At 71.0% G+C, this 17,518-nt stretch carries 18 protein-coding genes; 7 read left to right on the top strand and 11 right to left on the bottom strand.

All coding sequences use genetic code 11. The annotated features are described in order from the left end of the window. Positions 1–212: 212 nt before the first annotated feature. The 3 genes from ACFRFC_RS31500 (at position 213) to ACFRFC_RS31490 (ending at position 2,897) form a co-directional block, all read left to right on the top strand. Entirely contained in the window at positions 213–1,301 is a 1,089-nt protein-coding gene (locus ACFRFC_RS31500) for an ABC transporter ATP-binding protein (RefSeq protein ID WP_382683986.1), read from the top strand. 252 nt (positions 1,302–1,553) lie between these two features. Further along, the gene (locus ACFRFC_RS31495) at positions 1,554–2,006 is read left to right on the top strand and encodes a hypothetical protein (RefSeq protein WP_382684481.1); all 453 of its coding nucleotides are present in this window, start codon (positions 1,554–1,556) and stop codon (positions 2,004–2,006) included. 156 nt (positions 2,007–2,162) lie between these two features. Beyond that, on the top strand, positions 2,163–2,897 hold the full coding sequence (locus tag ACFRFC_RS31490) for an NDP-sugar synthase (protein ID WP_382683984.1): 735 nt from the start codon (positions 2,163–2,165) through the stop codon (positions 2,895–2,897). A 323-nt stretch (positions 2,898–3,220) separates the two neighbouring features. Here ACFRFC_RS31490 and ACFRFC_RS31485 read toward each other — a convergent pair whose 3' ends face one another. From ACFRFC_RS31485 to ACFRFC_RS31460, 6 genes are all read right to left on the bottom strand, one after another. After that, positions 3,221–5,044 carry a DoxX family membrane protein gene (locus ACFRFC_RS31485; protein ID WP_382683981.1) on the bottom strand — a complete coding sequence of 608 codons (1,824 nt, stop codon included), beginning with the start codon at positions 5,042–5,044 and terminating at the stop codon, positions 3,221–3,223. Positions 5,045–5,161: 117 nt separating this feature from the next. Beyond that, a complete protein-coding gene (gene rlmB / locus ACFRFC_RS31480) occupies positions 5,162–6,103 on the bottom strand; it encodes a 23S rRNA (guanosine(2251)-2'-O)-methyltransferase RlmB (RefSeq protein ID WP_382683979.1) in 942 nt (313 codons plus the stop codon). Positions 6,104–6,234: 131 nt separating this feature from the next. Continuing rightward, positions 6,235–7,635, bottom strand: coding sequence for a cysteine--tRNA ligase (gene cysS, locus ACFRFC_RS31475; RefSeq protein ID WP_382683976.1), 1,401 nt, complete (start codon positions 7,633–7,635; stop codon positions 6,235–6,237). Between the two features lie 162 nt (positions 7,636–7,797). Next, the gene (gene ispF / locus ACFRFC_RS31470) at positions 7,798–8,310 is read right to left on the bottom strand and encodes a 2-C-methyl-D-erythritol 2,4-cyclodiphosphate synthase (protein WP_382683974.1); all 513 of its coding nucleotides are present in this window, start codon (positions 8,308–8,310) and stop codon (positions 7,798–7,800) included. After that, positions 8,300–9,052, bottom strand: a complete 753-nt coding sequence (gene ispD / locus ACFRFC_RS31465) for a 2-C-methyl-D-erythritol 4-phosphate cytidylyltransferase (RefSeq protein WP_382683971.1) — start codon at positions 9,050–9,052, stop codon at positions 8,300–8,302. Before ispD ends, ispF begins: the two co-directional genes overlap by 11 nt. Positions 9,053–9,430: 378 nt before the next feature. Further along, on the bottom strand, positions 9,431–9,913 hold the full coding sequence (locus tag ACFRFC_RS31460; RefSeq protein WP_003953493.1) for a CarD family transcriptional regulator: 483 nt from the start codon (positions 9,911–9,913) through the stop codon (positions 9,431–9,433). A gap of 709 nt (positions 9,914–10,622) precedes the next feature. On the opposite strand from ACFRFC_RS31460, the gene ACFRFC_RS31455 reads away from it, so the two are divergent. Then, positions 10,623–11,273 carry a DUF461 domain-containing protein gene (locus tag ACFRFC_RS31455; protein WP_382683969.1) on the top strand — a complete coding sequence of 217 codons (651 nt, stop codon included), beginning with the start codon at positions 10,623–10,625 and terminating at the stop codon, positions 11,271–11,273. 103 nt (positions 11,274–11,376) lie between these two features. Here ACFRFC_RS31455 and ACFRFC_RS31450 read toward each other — a convergent pair whose 3' ends face one another. Both ACFRFC_RS31450 and ACFRFC_RS31445 read right to left on the bottom strand, forming a co-directional pair. Further along, complete coding sequence (locus tag ACFRFC_RS31450) at positions 11,377–12,057, bottom strand: response regulator transcription factor (protein ID WP_362754850.1); 681 nt, start codon at positions 12,055–12,057, stop codon at positions 11,377–11,379. Then, positions 12,054–13,391 (bottom strand): sensor histidine kinase, encoded by a 1,338-nt coding sequence (locus ACFRFC_RS31445; RefSeq protein ID WP_382683966.1) that lies wholly within the window; start codon positions 13,389–13,391, stop codon positions 12,054–12,056. Before ACFRFC_RS31445 ends, ACFRFC_RS31450 begins: the two co-directional genes overlap by 4 nt. A 322-nt stretch (positions 13,392–13,713) precedes the next feature. Here ACFRFC_RS31445 and phoU point away from each other — a divergent pair, with 322 nt between their 5' ends. Continuing rightward, positions 13,714–14,403 (top strand): phosphate signaling complex protein PhoU, encoded by a 690-nt coding sequence (gene phoU / locus ACFRFC_RS31440; RefSeq protein WP_382683963.1) that lies wholly within the window; start codon positions 13,714–13,716, stop codon positions 14,401–14,403. Between the two features lie 133 nt (positions 14,404–14,536). Continuing rightward, entirely contained in the window at positions 14,537–14,698 is a 162-nt protein-coding gene (locus ACFRFC_RS31435) for a hypothetical protein (RefSeq protein WP_382683960.1), read from the top strand. Positions 14,699–14,771: 73 nt separating this feature from the next. Here ACFRFC_RS31435 and ACFRFC_RS31430 read toward each other — a convergent pair whose 3' ends face one another. Together ACFRFC_RS31430 and ACFRFC_RS31425 are read right to left on the bottom strand one after the other, a co-directional pair. Continuing rightward, entirely contained in the window at positions 14,772–15,533 is a 762-nt protein-coding gene (locus ACFRFC_RS31430; RefSeq protein WP_382683958.1) for a phosphoglyceromutase, read from the bottom strand. Positions 15,534–15,605: 72 nt separating this feature from the next. Then, positions 15,606–16,127 (bottom strand): DUF2000 family protein, encoded by a 522-nt coding sequence (locus ACFRFC_RS31425; protein ID WP_382683956.1) that lies wholly within the window; start codon positions 16,125–16,127, stop codon positions 15,606–15,608. On the opposite strand from ACFRFC_RS31425, the gene ACFRFC_RS31420 reads away from it, so the two are divergent. After that, positions 16,126–16,935, top strand: a complete 810-nt coding sequence (locus ACFRFC_RS31420) for an AraC family transcriptional regulator (RefSeq protein WP_382683953.1) — start codon at positions 16,126–16,128, stop codon at positions 16,933–16,935. The two genes, ACFRFC_RS31425 and ACFRFC_RS31420, sit on opposite strands and share 2 nt — an antisense overlap. Before the next feature lie 65 nt (positions 16,936–17,000). On the opposite strand, the gene ACFRFC_RS31415 is transcribed toward ACFRFC_RS31420, so the two are convergent. Further along, complete coding sequence (locus tag ACFRFC_RS31415) at positions 17,001–17,504, bottom strand: YbjN domain-containing protein (protein ID WP_382683950.1); 504 nt, start codon at positions 17,502–17,504, stop codon at positions 17,001–17,003. Between the last annotated feature and the right edge of the window lie 14 nt (positions 17,505–17,518).

Here is a 17,518-nt window from a genome sequence, read left to right as displayed (position 1 = left end):
TGCGCGGGCGCGTGCCGCGCGTGTCCGTGCAGTGTACCCAGCTCCCCCGCCGGTCCCGTCGAAAATTTCCGCGAAGTTCACAGCCCCCGGGCTACTGACAGAACAGGTGAACGGAGGGTACCGTCCAGATTCGGTCCGCGTGTCGCGGATCTTTCCACCTTCCACAACGGATCGTCCGGCACGTTCCTGCCGGTAGAAGGGGGCCTCTCACCATGGCCACAGTTACGTTCGACAAGGCGACCCGGATCTACCCGGGTTCCACGAAGCCCGCCGTGGACGCGCTTGAGATCGCGATCGAGGACGGCGAGTTCCTCGTCCTCGTCGGCCCGTCCGGCTGCGGCAAGTCCACCTCGCTCCGCATGCTCGCGGGGCTCGAGGACGTCAACGGCGGCACCATCCGCATCGGCGACCGCGACGTCACCCACCTGCCGCCGAAGGACCGGGACATCGCCATGGTGTTCCAGAACTACGCGCTGTACCCGCACATGACCGTCGCCGACAACATGGGCTTCGCCCTGAAGATCGCCGGCGTCAACAAGGCGGAGATCCGGCAGAAGGTCGAAGAGGCCGCGAAGATCCTCGACCTCACCGACTACCTGGACCGCAAGCCGAAGGCGCTCTCCGGCGGTCAGCGCCAGCGCGTCGCCATGGGCCGCGCGATCGTCCGTGAGCCCCAGGTCTTCCTCATGGACGAGCCGCTGTCCAACCTGGACGCCAAGCTCCGCGTCTCCACCCGTACGCAGATCGCCTCCCTCCAGCGCCGCCTCGGCATCACCACGGTCTACGTCACCCACGACCAGGTCGAGGCCCTGACCATGGGCGACCGCGTCGCCGTCCTCAAGGACGGACTGCTCCAGCAGGTCGACACCCCGCGCAACATGTACGACAAGCCCGAGAACCTCTTCGTCGCCGGCTTCATCGGCTCCCCGGCCATGAACCTGGTCGAGGTCCCGATCACCGACGGCGGCGTGAAGTTCGGCAACAGCATCGTGCCGATCGACCGCGAGGCGCTCTCCGCCACCACCGACAAGACGGTCACCGTCGGCATCCGCCCCGAGCACTTCGACGTGGCCGGCCCCGACTCCGACAAGGGCCTCGCGGTCACCGTGAACGTCGTCGAGGAACTCGGCGCCGACGCCTACGTCTACGGCACCGCCCAGCTCGACGACACCTCCAAGGACCTCGTCGTCCGGGTCAACGGCCGTGAGGTCCCGGAGAAGGGCAGCCGCCTGCACGTCGTGCCCCGCGCCGGCGAGACCCACGTCTTCTCCACCTCGACCGGCGCCCGCCTGTCCGACTGATCCCGGCCCCCGGTCGGCTCCGGCCGGCCCCGCCGCGTGACCCGGCAACCCGGCGCCTCCCCGCCATCCGAACCGGTACCACCCCACGCGGCGTGTTCCACGGAAACGGCCCCGCGGCCCCGCACACCTTCGTGCGGGGCCGTTTCGCGTCAACCCCTTACCCAAAAAAAGGCACCACTTCGTCCCCCGAACAGGTGACTAAATGTCGCCAAATCATCACCGGGCGCTACCCTCACTCGCGTGAAGCACTCCGTGAAGCACTCCACCACAGAAGCGACGCGCCGCAGCCGGGGACCCGCCCGCCGGATCGGCCGCTCCCTCGCCCTTGTCCTGCCCGTCCTCCTGGTGCTCTCCGGGACACTCGCGGTCACCCGCGTCAGCTGGTCGGGCAGCCCCGACGGCTCGATGCTCACCGCCGCCGACACCGCCGTGTCCGACGCCAAGCCGGCCGCCCCCCGCGCCCCCCACGAGGTACTGCGCGACAAACTGCTCGCCGAGGTCCAGGACAAGGACCCGGGCGTCGCCCTCACCCACCTCCAGGAGGCGGTGAACGCCCGTCCGTCGCTCGCCGAGCACTGCACGTCCATCGCCCGCTCCCTCGGCCACGCCGCGGTCCGTATCTACGGCTCCACCCGCGCCCAGGCCTTCGCCCGCCCCGTCTGCGACACCTCGTACGCCACCGGCGTCGTCGCCGCCACCGGCTGACCCCGGGGACAGCCTCCGGTACGGGCCCCCGGTACGGGCCCCCGGTACGGGCCTCCGGTACGGCGTCACAGCCCCGTCGCTGTGACGCCTGCCCGTGCCCCAGCACCCCGCCACCGCCCGCCTGCCCGCGCCCAGGCGGCCCCGTACAGTGCGGGCATGACCGATCCGCACGCCGCCGCCTCCCGCCCTGTCCAGGCCGTCGTTCTCGCCGGGGGCCAGGGGTCCCGGCTGCGCCCCTACACCGACGACCGGCCCAAGCCGATGGTCGAGATCCCCGGCACGGGGACGCCGATCATCGGCCATCAGCTCACCTGGCTCGCCGAGGAGGGCGTCACCGATGTGGTGATCAGCTGCGGTCACCTCGCCGACGTCCTCCAGACCTGGCTGGAGAGCGCCGAACTGCCCGTCCGGGTCACCACCGCCGTGGAGACCGAGCCGCTCGGCCGCGGCGGCGGCCTGAAGTTCGCCGCCACCCGGCTCCCCCACCCCGACCGGCCCTGGTACGCCACCAACGGCGACATCTGGACCCGCTTCTCCCTGCGGGACATGGCCGACTTCCACGCCGAACGGGACGCCGTCGCCACCCTCGCGCTCGCCCGCCCGCGCATCCCCTGGGGCGCCGTACAGACCGACGGCTTCGGCCACATCACCGACTTCATCGAGGCGCCGCCCACCCAGTACGAGATCAATGCGGGCGTCTACGTCTTCGCGCCCGAGTTCGCCGGGTTGTTGCCGGAGCGGGGGGATCACGAGCGGACCACGTTTCCGCATCTCGCCCGGGAACGGCGGCTGGCCGGGTTCACCATTCCGCACGGGGCGTACTGGCGGGCCATCGACACGGCGAAGGATTTGAGCGAGGCCGCGAAGGAATTGGCGGCGCTGGGGCGTTGACGGCACGCCGGATCAGGGTTGCCGTCTTCGCCAACTGTCCTATCGGGCCGGGCAGTTCGGCGGCTTTCCCAGCGTTGTGGTTGCTCGCGCAGTTCCCCGCGCCCCTTTAGGGCATCGCCCAACCCTCACACGAAATCCCGCCCCCAAACCCACAATCCCCAACACGCAAGCCCACCCACACCATCCCCAAGCAAGAAAGCAGCCCCGCGCCCCCGCTACCAGCCGGGAATTCACGGGACTGACTTTTTCGCTCACGCCAAACAAACACCATCGCCATATTGGTCAGCCGGTGGGCGCGTTCAGCAGGTCGCCCACCGGCCCCTCTACCCCAACAGGCCGCCCACCAGTCCGGGCTGGCCGGACGAGGAAGAGCCGTTCTCGGGGGCGCCGCCGGGGGCGCCGTCGGAGCCGCCGGTCGAGCCGCCGGCCGGGTCGCTCGCGGGGCCGCCCGAGGCCGGGCCCGTGGTGGAGCTGGGCGCCTGCTGCTCCGGCACCGGCTGCTGCGGCGGAGCCTGTCCACCCCCCGTGCCCTGCGTCTGGCTCGGGGCGCCGCCCGTCACCGTCTCCGCCTCCTGCGTGGCACCCGGCGTCGTCGCCGCGCCCGCGGTGGGCGCCGCCGACGTGGCACCCTGCGTGGGCGCCGACGTGGACGCCGACGGCGAGCCGCTCGCCCGGCGTTCGTCGGGCTCCCCGGGCAGCGGGGAACCCGGCAGTTCGTTGCGCGGGGCCTCGCCGGGGCCGGGGACGACCACCCGGTCGGCGTCCCGGACCGCGCCGCCGAGCAGCGAGCCGATCAGCAGGGTGAGGCCGGTGACGATCACCGTGATCAGCGCGCCCCGCCGCAGCACATAGCGGCGCAGATCCCACAGGTCGGCGCGGGGACCGAGGCGGCGCCAGGCACTGCCCGCGAGCCGGCCGTCCACGGAGTAGACGGGCGCGCCCGCGATGATCAGCGGCGACCAGGCGGCGAGATAGATGATGTCGGGGGTGTCATAGGCGGGGACGGTCTTCCAGCTGACGGTGACGAGCAGCGCCGCGGAGAGCAGCGCGCCGACCACCGCGGCGACCCGCTGCCAGCAGCCCAGGACCGTGAGCACGCCCACGATGACCTGGAGGAAGGCGATCACCAGACCGGCGCCGACCGGGTGCTCCAGGGCGAACTGGCGCAGTGGCTCGGCGACTTCCCACGGGTGCAGGGTGTTGAGCCACTTCACCATGGAGCCGCGCTCGCCGCCGTCGAAGTACACGGGGTCGCAGAGCTTGCCCATCCCGGCGTAGATGGAGATGAAGCCGAGGAAGATGCGCAGCGGGAGCAGGACGACGCCGAGGTTCATCCGGCGGCCGGGGTAGTAGGCGTGCCGCGCGGGGTCGTCGCCGGTCCGCTTGGTGCGGGTGCCGGCGGTGGACCGCGGGTCGGTTCCGTCGTCCGTGAACTCCTCGTCGTCGTAGGGGGAGTGACGGTAGAGGCGGTCGTCGTAGGGGGATTCGTCGTCGACGCTGCCGACGGTGCGCATGTTCGGCAGCAACCGGGTGCCGTCGCCGTGGCTGCGCTGGGCGCCGACGACCGGCGTCTCGACGGTCTGCGTCAGCTCGTCCTCGCCGTAACCCTCGTAGCCCTCGTAGCCCACGTGGCCCACGTGGGTCTCGTAGCCCTCGCGTCCGGCCGGGGCCTGGACGCGTGGGATGACCTGGGTCGAGCCGGTGTCGGTGAGGGATTCGTCGGGGTGGCGGACGCCCGCGCTGCGCACGGCCTGGAGCAGACGGTGGGCGCCGGTGTCGTCGGGGGCCGAACGGCCGCTCCAGACGACCGGGCGGCGCCGGGCCGCGGCGCCCGCCTCGGCGGTTCCGCCCATGGCCGACGCGGCGTTCGCGGCATTCGCGGCGCTCATCCGGGCGGGGGCCTCACCGGCGGGCGAGTACCGTGCCGGGCGCGGCGGCTGGGAGCGCCGCGAGGAGGCGCCCAACTGCACCCGGAAGCTGGCGTGATTGACGATGACCTGCGCCGGATCGCTCGGCACCTTCACCATGCTCAACGCGGGAACGTCGTCGACCCCGGAGCCGAATCCGGGGCCGGTGCCGAATCCGGAGCTGAACCCCGACGCGCGGTCCCCCGTGGGTGTGCGGGGTGTTCTGGTGTCCACACTCATCTAACCGAGTGACGTGCGCTGAGGACACTGCTTTGACCTGCCGGATGTGTCCGGACCCCGTCAAGCTTGTCGCGGACGCCGGAATTAACCCGTACGGGTGGTCCGGCGCACGCACGTTCAGCTCCGGCGGCGTGCCGCCTCGTACAGCACGATCCCGGCCGCCACCCCGGCGTTGAGCGACTCCGCGCCGCCGGGCATCGGGATCCGCACCCGGACGTCGCAGGTCTCGCCGACCAGCCGCGACAGCCCCTTGCCCTCGCTGCCGATGACGATCACGACCGGCCCGCCCAGCGCCGCCACCTCGCCGATCTCCGCCTCACCGTCGGCGGCCAGCCCCACGACCACCATCCCGGCCTTCTTGTACGACTCCAGCGCGCGCGTCAGATTCGTGGCACGGGCGACGGGCGTACGGGCCGCCGCCCCCGCCGAGGTCTTCCACGCGCCGGCCGTCATCCCGGCCGCGCGCCGCTCGGGCACGACCACCCCGTGACCGCCGAAGGCCGACACGGACCGGACGACGGCACCGAGGTTGCGCGGGTCGGTCACCCCGTCGAGGGCGACGATCAGCGGGTCGTGGCCCTCCGCTGCGGCCTCGGCGGCGAGGTCCTCGGGGTGCGCGTATTCGTACGGCGGCACCTGGAGCACCAGGCCCTGGTGGTTGAGGCCGTTGGTCATCCGGTCCAGCTCGGGGCGCGGGGCCTCCATGAGGTTGATCCCGCCGCGCTCGGCGGCCAGCTGGAGCGCCTCGCGCACCCGCTCGTCGTTGTCGACGAACTGCTGGACGTACAGCGTCGACGCGGGCACGCCCTCGCGCAGCGCCTCGACCACGGAGTTGCGCCCGACGACCAGTTCGGAGGTGGTCCGGCCGCCGCCCTTGCGCTGCGGGGTACGGGTGGTGGTGCGCCGGGTCTTCGCCTGCGCGGCCCGCTGCTTGGCGTGCCCCTTGCGCATCTCGGCGGGCGGCGTCGGCCCCTTGCCCTCCAGACCCCGGCGTCGCTGGCCGCCACTGCCGACCTGCGCGCCCTTCTTGCCGGACATGCGGCGGTTGTTCGCGGCCATGATCTACCTGCCTAGGGGATTGAGTACTGCGTACGTCTGTGCAGTGTGCCGCCCGCGGGGGCGGACGGCACCTGCGGGGTACCGGGAGTTCCGGGTCGCTCGTGCGGGTCGGGTCGGGTCGGTCGTGCGGGTCAGCGCGGGCCGAGGCTCCAGCGTGGTCCCTGCGGGCTGTCCTCGATCGCCAGTCCCGCCTGTCCCAGCTGGTCCCGGATGGCATCGGCGGTGGCCCAGTCCTTACGGGCGCGCGCCGCCTCCCGCTGGTCCAGCACCAGCCGTACGAGACTGTCCACGACGCCGTGCAGATCCTCGCCCTGGTCGCCCTCCCCGGCCCACTGGGGGTCCAGCGGGTCCAGGCCGAGCACCCCGAGCATGGCGCGGACCTCGGAGAGCCGGGCGACCGCGCTCTCCTTGTCGTCGGCGGCCAGCGCGCTGTTGCCCTGACGGACCGTGTTGTGCACGACGGCCAGCGCCTGCGGCACGCCCAGGTCGTCGTCCATCGCCTCGGCGAACGCGGGCGGCACCTCGGCGGCGGGCTCGACCGGACCGCCGGACAGCTCCACCACGCGCTGCACGAAGCCCTCGATCCGCGCGAACGCGGACTCGGCCTCGCGCAGGGCCTCCTCGCTGTACTCGATGGTGGAGCGGTAGTGCGGGGTGCCCAGGTAGTAGCGGAGGATGATCGGGCGCCAGGCCTTGACCATCTCGCTCACCAGCACGGAGTTGCCGAGCGACTTCGACATCTTCTCGCCGCTCATGGTGACCCAGGCGTTGTGCACCCAGTAGGCGGCGAAGTCGTCGCCGTAGCCGCGGGCCTGGGCGATCTCGTTCTCGTGGTGCGGGAAGATCAGGTCGATGCCGCCGCCGTGGATGTCGAAGGCCGGGCCCAGGTATTTGTGGGCCATCGCCGAGCACTCCAGGTGCCAGCCGGGACGGCCCCGGCCCCACGGCGTCTCCCAGCTGGGCTCGCCCGGCTTGGCCGCCTTCCACATGGCGAAGTCGCGCGGGTCCCGCTTGCCGGTCTCGCCGTCCTCCGCGGGCTGGCGCAGTCCGTCCAGATCCTGCCGGGACAGGGAGAGATAGCCGGGCAGCGACCGTACGTCGAAGTAGACGTTGCCGTCGGCCTCGTAGGCGTGGCCGCGCTCGATCAGGCCGCGCATCATCTCGGTCATCTCGGTGATGTGGCCGGTGGCCCGGGGCTCGTACGTGGGCGGCAGGCAGCCGAGGGCGCGGTAGCCGTCGTTGAACGCGCGCTCGTTCTCGTACCCGATGGACCACCAGGGGCGGCGCTGCTCGGCGGCCTTCCGGATGATCTTGTCGTCGATGTCGGTGACGTTGCGGATGAACGTCACCTCATAGCCGCGGTACTCGAACCAGCGGCGCAGGATGTCGAAGTTCAGCCCCGATCGGATGTGGCCGATGTGCGGGGCCGCCTGCACGGTGGCACCGCACAGGTAGATCGAGACACAGCCCGGCGTGAGCGGGGTGAAGTCACGGATCTGCCGGGCGTTGGTGTCGTACAGGCGAATGGTCACGCGTCCAGGGTAGTGGGCGGTGGGATGTGCGGAGCGCCGTAGGGGGTTTTGCGCGGTGGGCCCGGTGGGTGCGGGTGGGGGGAGCGGTCGCGCCCGCGCGGCACGGGCGCGCATCGGTCCGTCCTCGCGCCCCTGCCGCCGGCTCCGGGACCCGAGTGCCGTCTACGAAGCCGGGCCGCTCGGCGGTCTCCGCACGACCAGGGCCGTCGCCATCGCCATCAGGCCCTCCTCCCGGCCGGGGAAGCCGAGACCGTCGGTCGTCGCACCCGACACCGACACCGGCGCTCCCGCCGCGTCCGACAGCACCTTCTGGGCCTCGTCCCGCCGCTTGCCGATCTTCGGACGGGGTCCCACCACCTGTACGGCGATGTTGCCGATGGTGAAGCCCGCCTCGCGGACGATCCGGGCGGCCTCGGTGAGCAGGGCGACGCCGGAGGCGCCGGACCACTCGGGGCGGCCGGTGCCGAAGTGCCGGCCCAGGTCACCGAGCCCGGCGGCGGAGAAGAGGGCGTTGCAGGCGGCGTGGGCGACGACGTCGGCGTCGGAGTGGCCGGCCAGACCCGGGCCCTCGCCCTCCCACTTCAGGCCGGCGCACCACAGCTCGCGGCCCTCCTCGAAGGCGTGGATGTCGGTGCCGATGCCGACCTGGGGCAGTACGGGCGGCTCAGAAGCCATCGTTGAGCCTCCTGCGGGCCAGGACCGCCTCGGCGAGGACCAGGTCCAGGGGACGGGTGACCTTGAACGCCTCCTCGTGGCCGGGGACGACCACGACCTTCAGGCCCAGCCGCTCGATCAGGCCGGCGTCGTCGGTGACGTCCCCGGTCACGGTCTCGTGGGCAAGGATCAGCGCGTCCCGGTCGAAGCCCTGCGGGGTCTGCACCGCGCGCAGCCGGGCCCGCTCGGGGGTGGCGACGACCGGCTCGGGCTCGCCGGGGGCCTGGGCGGGCACGACCTCCTTGACGGTGTCGGCCAGCGGCAGGGCGGGGACGACGGCGACCGCACCGGCGCGTACCGCCTCGATCACGGCGTCCACGGTGTCCACGGGGACCAGCGGGCGGGCGGCGTCATGGACGAGGACCACGTCGTAGCCGGGGGGCAGGGCGTCCAGGCCCCGCTTGACCGACTCCTGGCGGCTGGCACCGCCGGGGACCACGAGGAATTCCGTCCGCTCGGGCAGGGCGTGCGCGTCGAGCATCGACCTGACCTCGGCGGTGCCCTCGGGCGGGGCCACGACGACCACCAGGGCCACATGGCGGGACGCGGCCATCGCGCGCACCGCGTGGATCAGCATGGGCGTGCCGTTGAGTGCGCGGAGCGCCTTGGGGACACCCGGACCGAGCCGGACGCCCCGGCCGGCGGCCGGGATGACCGCGGCGGTACGGACTCCTGCGGGCGAAGGGCGCGAAACGTCAGACATCGGTTCCTGTCAGGTTTGTGTGCTCGGCCTACTTGGGTATGGCCACATCGTGCCGGGCACGTGCCCCTGACCGGACCCTTCCGTGACCCTGGTCGAGGCGGTTGCCCGAGCCCGGCACGCACAGTACCGGGGGAGATATTCCCCCGGCGTATGGCGCTGATCGGTTGGTCGATCTTGATGGATTTTTGATTGATGACCGACCTGATGACTGACTGATGATCGATCTGTACTGACTGATGATTGATCTGTAAGGTGATCATCGATCAGCGGATACTCGTCCGGGTACGGACATGCCGCAGCGCCCGGCGACGGCAAAGACGTCATCGGGCACCGCGGCATTTCAGTGTGAGGGCTGGCTGATCGGGTTCGGCGCCCGGGTCAGGAGGCGAGGACCTCGTCGAGCAGCGCCTCGGCCTTGTCCTCGTTGGTGTTCTCCGCGAGAGCCAGCTCGCTCACCAGGATCTGGCGGGCCTTGGCGAGCATGCGCTTCTCACCGGCGGACAGTCCACGCTCACGCTCACGACGCCACAGGTCACGCACGACTTCCGCGACCTTGATGACATCGCCGGAGGCGAGCTTCTCCAGGTTTGCCTTGTAACGACGGGACCAGTTCGTGGGCTCCTCGGCATACGGCGCGCGCAGCACCTCGAAGACCCGGTCCAGCCCGTCCTGACCGACCACATCACGTACGCCGACGAACTCCGCATTGTCCGCTGGCACACGTACCGTCAGGTCACCCTGGGCGACCTTCAGCACCAAGTAGGTCTTGTCCACGCCTTTGATCTGGCGAGTTTCGATGGCCTCGATCAGCGCGGCCCCGTGATGGGGATAGACCACGGTGTCGCCAACCTTGAACGTCATGTGACAGGTACCCCTTCCGTGGCTATCCAGGGTAACACGGAAACGGCGGGTTCTGAATGGCGTTTTCGCAGGTCAGGGCATATCTCGGGGCTTGACAACAGCGACCGGAACGTGCTTCGCCGGGCCTCGGGAACCAGGTAATCGCAGGTCGGAGCGGCTGTCCGGGGCGAGAGAAACGCGCACGTTACACACATCCGGCAGCCCCGCCAACCGGTTGAACGTCCATATATGTCCGCTTTCAAGTGCTCGACTTCCGCTACTCCGTTCGGCCCGGCGGGTCGCCCGCGAGACGAATCCGGAATTGATCACAGGACTCCGATCAAGACACTCCGTGATCAATTTTCGGCGTGATCCGTCAGTTGATCCGTTGGTTGATCTGTCCGTTGATCTTTCTGTTGATCCGCCGGGTGATCCACCGCGCGGCCCATCGCGTGATCCGTCGATATTCCTTCACCCGGAATTAGTGGGCGGGCCGCCCGATAATGCACTGCGGTATGCCCGGATGACTTATGTGAATGGCGGGGCCACGGGTCGCTCCGGGGCTCTCCTCCACGGGGGCGGGGTACCCCCTGCCGGGCGACCCGGGCCGGTTGGGGGAGGGTCGGGTGCGGCGGCGCGGGAACGGCTCGGTAACCTAAGGCCGCTGACAGATCCTTAGGGTGGCTTTGAAGAGGAATGCCGCCCCTGTGTTCAAGGAGTTGCCGCCGCCGTGAGCAGCAGCCTTCGACGCGGCGTCCTCGCCGCCTCCGCCCTCGCGTTCTCGATCGCCACGCTCGCCGCCTGCGGCGCCGGAAACAATGCGCAGACCTTGCAGATCGTGCCCGACAACGCCGCCACCACGGTCGGTGACATCAAGATCCAGAACGCGACCGTGATCACCCAGCCGGAGGCCGACGCCAGCGGCCCGGCCGCCGTCTCCGCGACGCTGTTCAACACCAGCCGGACGGCGCAGACCCTGGACTCCATCAACGTGGACGGGGTGGGCACCGCCAAGATCTCGCCGGCGGGCGGCAGCGGTCCGCTGACCGTGCCGGCCAATGGCACGGTGATCATCGGCGGCGAGGGCAACGCCTCCGCGGTGCTCGCCGACGGCCAGGGGGTGACCGACGGCGATGTCCAGAAGGTCACGTTCACTTTCAGCCGTACCGGTGCGGTGACCCTCCAGGCGTTCGTCTGGCCGGCCGAGAGCTACTTCAGCAGCTGGGGCCCGACCGCGGTGCCGTCGCCGTCCACCACGCCGAGCGGGGAGGCGAGCGGTACGGCGAGCGGTGAGCCCTCCGGGGAGGCGACCTCCACCGAGTCCGGCTCCACCGGCACCCCGACCGACGCCGCCTCGGGTTCCGCGACGCCCGGTGAGTAGGCGGCGCGGCGGGCGCTGGATGTCGTAGCAGCGGAGGAAGAACGTGCAGAGGGCGGGGCTCCCTGGTGGAGTCCCGCCCTCTCGCGTGTCCGGCCGGGTGGGTTTACGGCTCGAACTTGTAGCCGAGGCCGCGGACCGTGACCAGGTAGCGCGGGGCGCCCGGGTCCGGCTCGATCTTGGCGCGCAGGCGCTTGACGTGGACGTCGAGGGTCTTGGTGTCACCGACGTAGTCGGCGCCCCAGACGCGGTCGATGAGCTGCATCCGGGTCAGGACGCGGCCCGCGTTGCGCAGCAGCATCTCCAGGAGGTCGAACTCCTTGAGCGGGAGGTCGACCTTGGAGCCGGCGACGGTGACCACATGGCGGTCGACGTCCATCCGGACCGGGCCCGCCTCCAGGGCGGCCGGGGCCACCTCCTCCGGCTCACCGCGGCGGCGCAGGACGGCCCGGATACGGGCGACCAGTTCGCGCGAGGAGAACGGCTTGGTGACGTAGTCATCGGCTCCTATTTCGAGCCCGACCACCTTGTCGATCTCGCTGTCCTTGGCCGTCACCATGATGACGGGAACGTTGGATCGGCCGCGCAGCTGGCGGCAGACCTCGGTGCCGGGCAGGCCGGGCAGCATCAGGTCGAGGAGGACGAGGTCGGCGCCGTTGCGCTCGAACTCGTCGAGTCCGTCGGGGCCGGTGGTCGCGACGGCGACCTCGAAGCCCTCTTTGCGGAGCATGTACGACAGGGCGTCGGAGAAGGACTCCTCGTCCTCGACGACGAGCACTCGGGTCACGGAAGGACCTCCGGGGCGGAAAGCGTCTGGTACGCGGTTGAGTCGGGGGATGTGTGGGGCGTGTGGGATGTGTGGGGTGTGGGGTGTGGGTGGGATCGGGTGGCGGGGTGGGGCGAGCCCGTGGGCCGCGCCGCCGCCTCCTCCTCGGGAGCGGAGTGCCGGTGCTGCTGTGCCCGCTCCCGGGCGGCTCCCGCCTCCGGCAGCCGCAGGGTGAAGGTGGAGCCCTGTCCCTCGGAGCTCCACACCGTGACCTCCCCGCCGTGCGAGGCGGCCACGTGCTTGACGATCGCGAGTCCGAGGCCCGTGCCGCCCGTGGCACGGGAGCGGGCCGGATCGACGCGGTAGAAGCGTTCGAAAATACGCTCCTTGTCCTTGCCGGAGATGCCGATGCCCTGGTCGGTGACGGCGATCTCGATGGCATCGCCGCCGGAGGCGCTCACCCGGCGGGCGGCGATACCGACGCGGGTGCGGGCCGGTGAGTAGTTGACGGCGTTCTCGACCAGGTTGCCGAGGGCGGCGGCGAGCTGGCCGCGGTTGCCCCAGACATGCAGGTCGGCGGCGCCTGCGGCGGCCATGGTGATCTGCTTGGTGCCGGCCGCGTGGCGGCAGCGGTCGATGGCCTCGGCGACCAGTTCGTCCACGCGGACGGGTTCGGCGTCCTCCAGGGGGTCGTCGTTCTGTACCCGGGAGAGGTCGATCAGCTCCTGGACCAGGTTGGTCAGCCGGGTGGCCTCGATCTGCATGCGCCCGGCGAACCGCTGGACGGCCTCCGGGTCGTCGGAGGCGTCCATGACCGCCTCGGACAGCAGGGAGAGGGCGCCGACCGGGGTCTTCAGTTCATGGCTGACGTTGGCGACGAAATCGCGCCGGACCGCCTCTATGCGGCGGGCCTCGGTGAGGTCCTCGACCAGCAGCAGCACCAGGCGGGAGCCGAGCGGGGCGACGCGGGCGGAGACGGCGAGAGCCTCGCCGCGGCCGGTGCCACGACGAGGCAGGTCCAGTTCGACCTGGCGTATCTCGCCGTCGCGGCGGGTGTCCCGGGCCATCTGGAGCATGGGTTCGACGGCGAGTTTGCCGCCGCGCACCAGTCCGAGGGCGTAGGCCGCCGAACTGGCCTTGACCACGGCGTCGCCCTCGTCCAGGACGACGGCCGAGGAGCGGAGCACCGACAGGACGGTGTCGACGCCCGGTGGGAGCACCGGGTCGGTGTGCAGGGAGGTACGGGTGGGGCGTTTCAGGTCGCGCTCGCTCCAGCGGAACGCCAGCATGGCGATGACGCCGGTGAGCACACCGGCGATCGCTGCCGCTGCGGCGACCGCCGCGTTCACGTCCATGCACCCAGGTTAGGCATGGGACGCGTCGTGGCCACAGCCATCGGTGGGCGACCTCGAACACTCGTCGCCCAGAGTTCACCTTGGAGCCAGTATCGGTTCATTTGGGGTGGCGGATTTTGACGCGTACGGAGCTGAGGGTGACAGCGTGGGGTCCGCGGTGTCCGATGCGCCACAGAAACGGAACACGCGCCACGGGAACACGGCCGAGGACGCCCTCCCGGGCGGCTCCGCACGACCCCCAAACGACGTGGAACGACGTCGTAAGGCAAGGTCGGAACCCTGACCCTGAGCACCCTGGAACGACGTACGAGAGGGAACCCAGATGCGGGACGCGTACCACGAGGAACTCGACTCGATCAGTGACAGCCTGGTCGAGATGGCCCGGCTGGTCGGGTCGGCGATCGGACGCGCCACGACGGCGATCCTCGACGCCGATCTGAAGCTGGCCGAGAGCGTCATCGAGAACGACAAGAAGATCGACGAACTCCAGCACGACCTGGAGGCCCGCGCGATAGACCTGCTGGCGCGGCAGCAGCCGGTGGCGACGGATCTGCGGATCGTGGTGACCTCGCTGCGGATGTCCGCCGACCTGGAGCGCTCCGGCGACCTCGCCCAGCATGTGGCGAAGCTCACCCGGCTGCGGTTCCCGGAGCGGGCGATCCCGCACGACCTGCACGCCACCATCCTGGAGATGGGCCAGCTCGCGCAGCGGCTGATGGCCAAGGCGGCGGAGGTGATCATCACCAAGGACGTCGACCTGGCGATGCAGATGGAGACCGACGACGACGCGATGGACCTGCTCCACCGCACCCTCTTCCAGCACCTGATGGACGACCGCTGGAAGCACGGCATCGAGACCGCGGTCGACGTCACCCTGCTGGGCCGCTACTACGAGCGCTTCGCCGACCACGCCGTGGCCGTGGCCAAGCGGGTCGTCTTCCTGGTCACCGGCGAGCACGCGGACGAACTCCAGCCGGACGCGCAGGCGGTGCCGGGGGTGGAGGGCGCGTAGCGGCCCGGGACCCGGCATAGGCACCCGGCATCTCCCACCTTGCCGGGGGCGCGGATGAGCATCGATGCGCCGTTGATGCGACCTGTGGGCCGGGCATCCAATGGGCACAGGCACATGCCTAGAGGAGGGACCCATGGCTGTATCCCCCAGCACCCCCAGCACCCCCGACCCCACCCAGGACCGCCCGACCGAACAGCCCGCCCGGCCCCTGAGCCTCCCGCTGATCGCCGCCTGCGGCTGCGGCTCGGGCTGCACCTGCGGCTGTCAGCAGGGCAACCCCTGCCAGTGCGGCTGACAGCGCCGCCCGTACGTCACGAAGGGCCCCGTGCTCCGGAACTTCCGGTGCAGGGGCCCTTCGTGATGTACGCCTACTTCTTCTTGCCCTGGTTCCTGACCGCCTCGATCGCCGCCGCCGCCGCGTCCGGGTCGAGGTAGGTGCCGCCCGGGTTCAGGGGGCGGAAGTCGTGGTCCAGGTGGTAGGAGAGGGGGATGCCGGTCGGGATGTTGAGGCCCGCGATGTCGGCGTCGGAGATGTTGTCCAGGTGCTTGACCAGGGCGCGGAGGCTGTTCCCATGGGCCGCGACCAGGACCGTGCGGCCGGTCAGCAGGTCGGGGACGACGGCGTCGAACCAGTACGGGAGCATGCGGGCGACGACATCCTTCAGGCACTCCGTGCGCGGGCGCAGCTCCGGCGGGAGGGCCGCGTAGCAGTCGTCGGCGTACTGGGAGTACTCGGCGTCGACGGGCAGCGGCGGGGGCGGGGTGTCGTAGGAGCGGCGCCAGAGCATGAACTGCTCCTCGCCGTACTCGGCGAGGGTCTGGGCCTTGTCCTTGCCCTGGAGGGCGCCGTAGTGGCGCTCGTTCAGGCGCCAGCTGCGGTGGACCGGGATCCACAGACGGTCGGCGGCTTCGAGGGACAGCTGTGCCGTGCGGATCGCGCGCTTCTGGAGGGACGTGTGGACCACGTCGGGGAGCAGGTCGGCGTCTTTGAGCAGCTCCCCGCCGCGGACTGCCTCCTTCTCACCCTTCTCGGTGAGATTCACGTCCACCCAGCCGGTGAACAGGTTCTTCGCGTTCCACTCGCTCTCGCCATGGCGGAGGAGGATCAGCTTGTACGGTGCGTCGGCCATGGGGTCGAGCGTAGTAGAAGGGTTCGGTGGCCCGCGCGGGCCGCCCGCACCCCGGACAGTTGACGGGAATCGTTAACTGGCTCGATTGCGGCCACGGCGAATGCGTAAGGTCTGCCCGCCGCCAGTGACTCTTACAAGCTCCGCCGTGCCGACCGCCCGGACCGCCGACCGGTTGTCGCGGTCGTTGCCCGTCGTGAACAGGTCGGCCGTGAAGACGGCTCGCGGCAGCGCCCGGGACAGGGCCCGCGCGTGGGCCGTCCTGAGCGTCTCCCCGGTGGCCTCGAAGACCAGCACCGGCTGCCGGAACATCGGCAGGCAGCGGACCCCGTCGCCGTCCTCGTACGGCTCCCCGATCACCTCCGGGATCTCCGTGCCCAGGCCGCTGACCAGGAACGCGGTGACGTTGAGCCGCTGCCACGGCGCCAGGTCCGCGCGCAGCAGGACGGCGATCTTCGTGTCGAATTTCGTGCCGGACCTGGTGTCGGACTTGTTGTCGGACTTGTTGTCGAAGCGGGCGGGGGGCAGGGCGTCGGTGGCTGTCATGGGAGCAGGGTCGCCGTCCGGTCTCCGCCGGGTCTTGTACGTTCTTTGCATGGCTGCGTCGCGGCAGGACACCACCGTCTCCGCCTGGCGCCCCGCGATCCCGGGCGTCGTGGAGGTGTTCCACGCGCACTTCACCGAGTACGCCTATCCGATGCACGTCCATGAGTCCTGGACGCTGCTGATCGTGGACGCCGGGGCCGTACGGTACGACCTGGAGCGGCACCGGCACGGCACCCCGCACGACACCGTGTCCCTGCTGCCGCCGCACATCCCGCACAACGGCGCCCCGGCCACCCCGCACGGCTTCCGCAAACGCGTGCTGTACCTGGACTCCTCACGGCTGGCCCACGATCTGATCGGGGCCGCCGTCGACACCCCCGACCTGCGCGATCCGCTGCTGCGCCACCGCGTCGGGCAGCTGCACACCGCGCTCGCCCGGCCCGGCGAGGAGCTGGCGGCGGAGAGCCGGCTGACCTTCGTCGCCGAGCGGCTCGGCGCTCTGCTGCGCCCCCGGCTCACCGACGCCGCCCCACGCGTCGCCGACCCCGCACTGGCCCGCCGGCTGCGTGAGCTGCTCGACGCGCGGATGGTGGAAGGGGTGTCGCTGGAGGAGGCGGGGCGGCTGCTCGGCGCCCATCCCGCCCATCTCGTACGGGCGTTCAGCGCCGCCTACGACATCGCCCCGCACCAGTATCTGACCTCGCGGCGGGTCGCCCGCGCCCGTGCGCTGCTGCTCGCGGGGGCGCGCCCGGCCGAGGCGGCGGCCGGGACCGGCTTCTACGACCAGGCCCACCTCACCCGCCATTTCCGGCGGCTGGTGGGGGTGACGCCGGGGCGCTACCGATCGGGGGCGCGCTGAGCGTCGTACGGATGGAGCGGTGGTACGGCGTCCGTGGTGGCGGACGGCTCCGGGTGGGAACGGGGTCAGTCGGACGGGCGTTGGATCAGGTGGGTGAACGCGTCCAGGTTCCGGGTCGGCTCGCCGCGCTCCACCCGCCAGGCGTACTCCTTGCGGATGGCGGTGGCGAAGCCCAGTTCCAGGAGGGTGTTGAAGCCGCCGTCGGCGGCCTCCAGGACCTGGCCCAGGAGCAGGTCCGTGCTGTCCGGGGTGACGGCGGCGAGCGGCAGCCGGCCGGTGACGTAGATGTCGCCGAGCGGGTCGACGGCGTAACTCACGCCGTAGAGCTTGAGGTTGCGCTCCAGGAGCCAGCGGTGGACGGCGGGTTCGTTCTCGTCGGGGTGGCGGACGACGAAGGCGTTGAGGGATAGGGAGTGGCGGCCGACGATCAGGGAGAGCGTCGTGAACAGCTTGCGGGTGCCGGGCAGCTTGACCACGTAGTGGCCGGGCTCGGGGCACTCCCACTCGATGTCGTCGTCCCCCAGCACACCCTCGATGACCTGTGCCGCCTGCCGCTGCGCGTCCGCCATGGGGGGAGCGTACG

Origin of the sequence: Streptomyces sp. NPDC056734 (assembly GCF_042790455.1) — a bacterium.
GTDB lineage: Bacteria > Actinomycetota > Actinomycetes > Streptomycetales > Streptomycetaceae > Streptomyces.
The sequence above is the reverse complement of the archived record's forward strand: the minus strand, read 5'-3'. Positions and strand labels throughout refer to the sequence as shown.

Bases quoted from the DNA above. Each gene is read 5' to 3' on its own strand.
- ispF (WP_382683974.1), bottom strand. From the start codon at position 8,310: ATGGCTTCTGAGCCGCCCGTACTGCCCCAGGTCGGCATCGGCACCGAC.
- ACFRFC_RS31500 (WP_382683986.1), top strand. From the start codon at position 213: ATGGCCACAGTTACGTTCGACAAGGCGACCCGGATCTACCCGGGTTCC.
- ACFRFC_RS31420 (WP_382683953.1), top strand. From the start codon at position 16,126: ATGGCTGCGTCGCGGCAGGACACCACCGTCTCCGCCTGGCGCCCCGCG.
- ACFRFC_RS31485 (WP_382683981.1), bottom strand. From the start codon at position 5,044: ATGAGTGTGGACACCAGAACACCCCGCACACCCACGGGGGACCGCGCG.
- ACFRFC_RS31490 (WP_382683984.1), top strand. From the start codon at position 2,163: ATGACCGATCCGCACGCCGCCGCCTCCCGCCCTGTCCAGGCCGTCGTT.
- ACFRFC_RS31425 (WP_382683956.1), bottom strand. From the start codon at position 16,127: ATGCAAAGAACGTACAAGACCCGGCGGAGACCGGACGGCGACCCTGCT.
- ispD (WP_382683971.1), bottom strand. From the start codon at position 9,052: ATGTCTGACGTTTCGCGCCCTTCGCCCGCAGGAGTCCGTACCGCCGCG.
- ACFRFC_RS31415 (WP_382683950.1), bottom strand. From the start codon at position 17,504: ATGGCGGACGCGCAGCGGCAGGCGGCACAGGTCATCGAGGGTGTGCTG.
- ACFRFC_RS31435 (WP_382683960.1), top strand. From the start codon at position 14,537: ATGGCTGTATCCCCCAGCACCCCCAGCACCCCCGACCCCACCCAGGAC.
- ACFRFC_RS31445 (WP_382683966.1), bottom strand. From the start codon at position 13,391: ATGGACGTGAACGCGGCGGTCGCCGCAGCGGCAGCGATCGCCGGTGTG.
- ACFRFC_RS31460 (WP_003953493.1), bottom strand. From the start codon at position 9,913: ATGACGTTCAAGGTTGGCGACACCGTGGTCTATCCCCATCACGGGGCC.
- rlmB (WP_382683979.1), bottom strand. From the start codon at position 6,103: ATGGCCGCGAACAACCGCCGCATGTCCGGCAAGAAGGGCGCGCAGGTC.
- phoU (WP_382683963.1), top strand. From the start codon at position 13,714: ATGCGGGACGCGTACCACGAGGAACTCGACTCGATCAGTGACAGCCTG.
- ACFRFC_RS31430 (WP_382683958.1), bottom strand. From the start codon at position 15,533: ATGGCCGACGCACCGTACAAGCTGATCCTCCTCCGCCATGGCGAGAGC.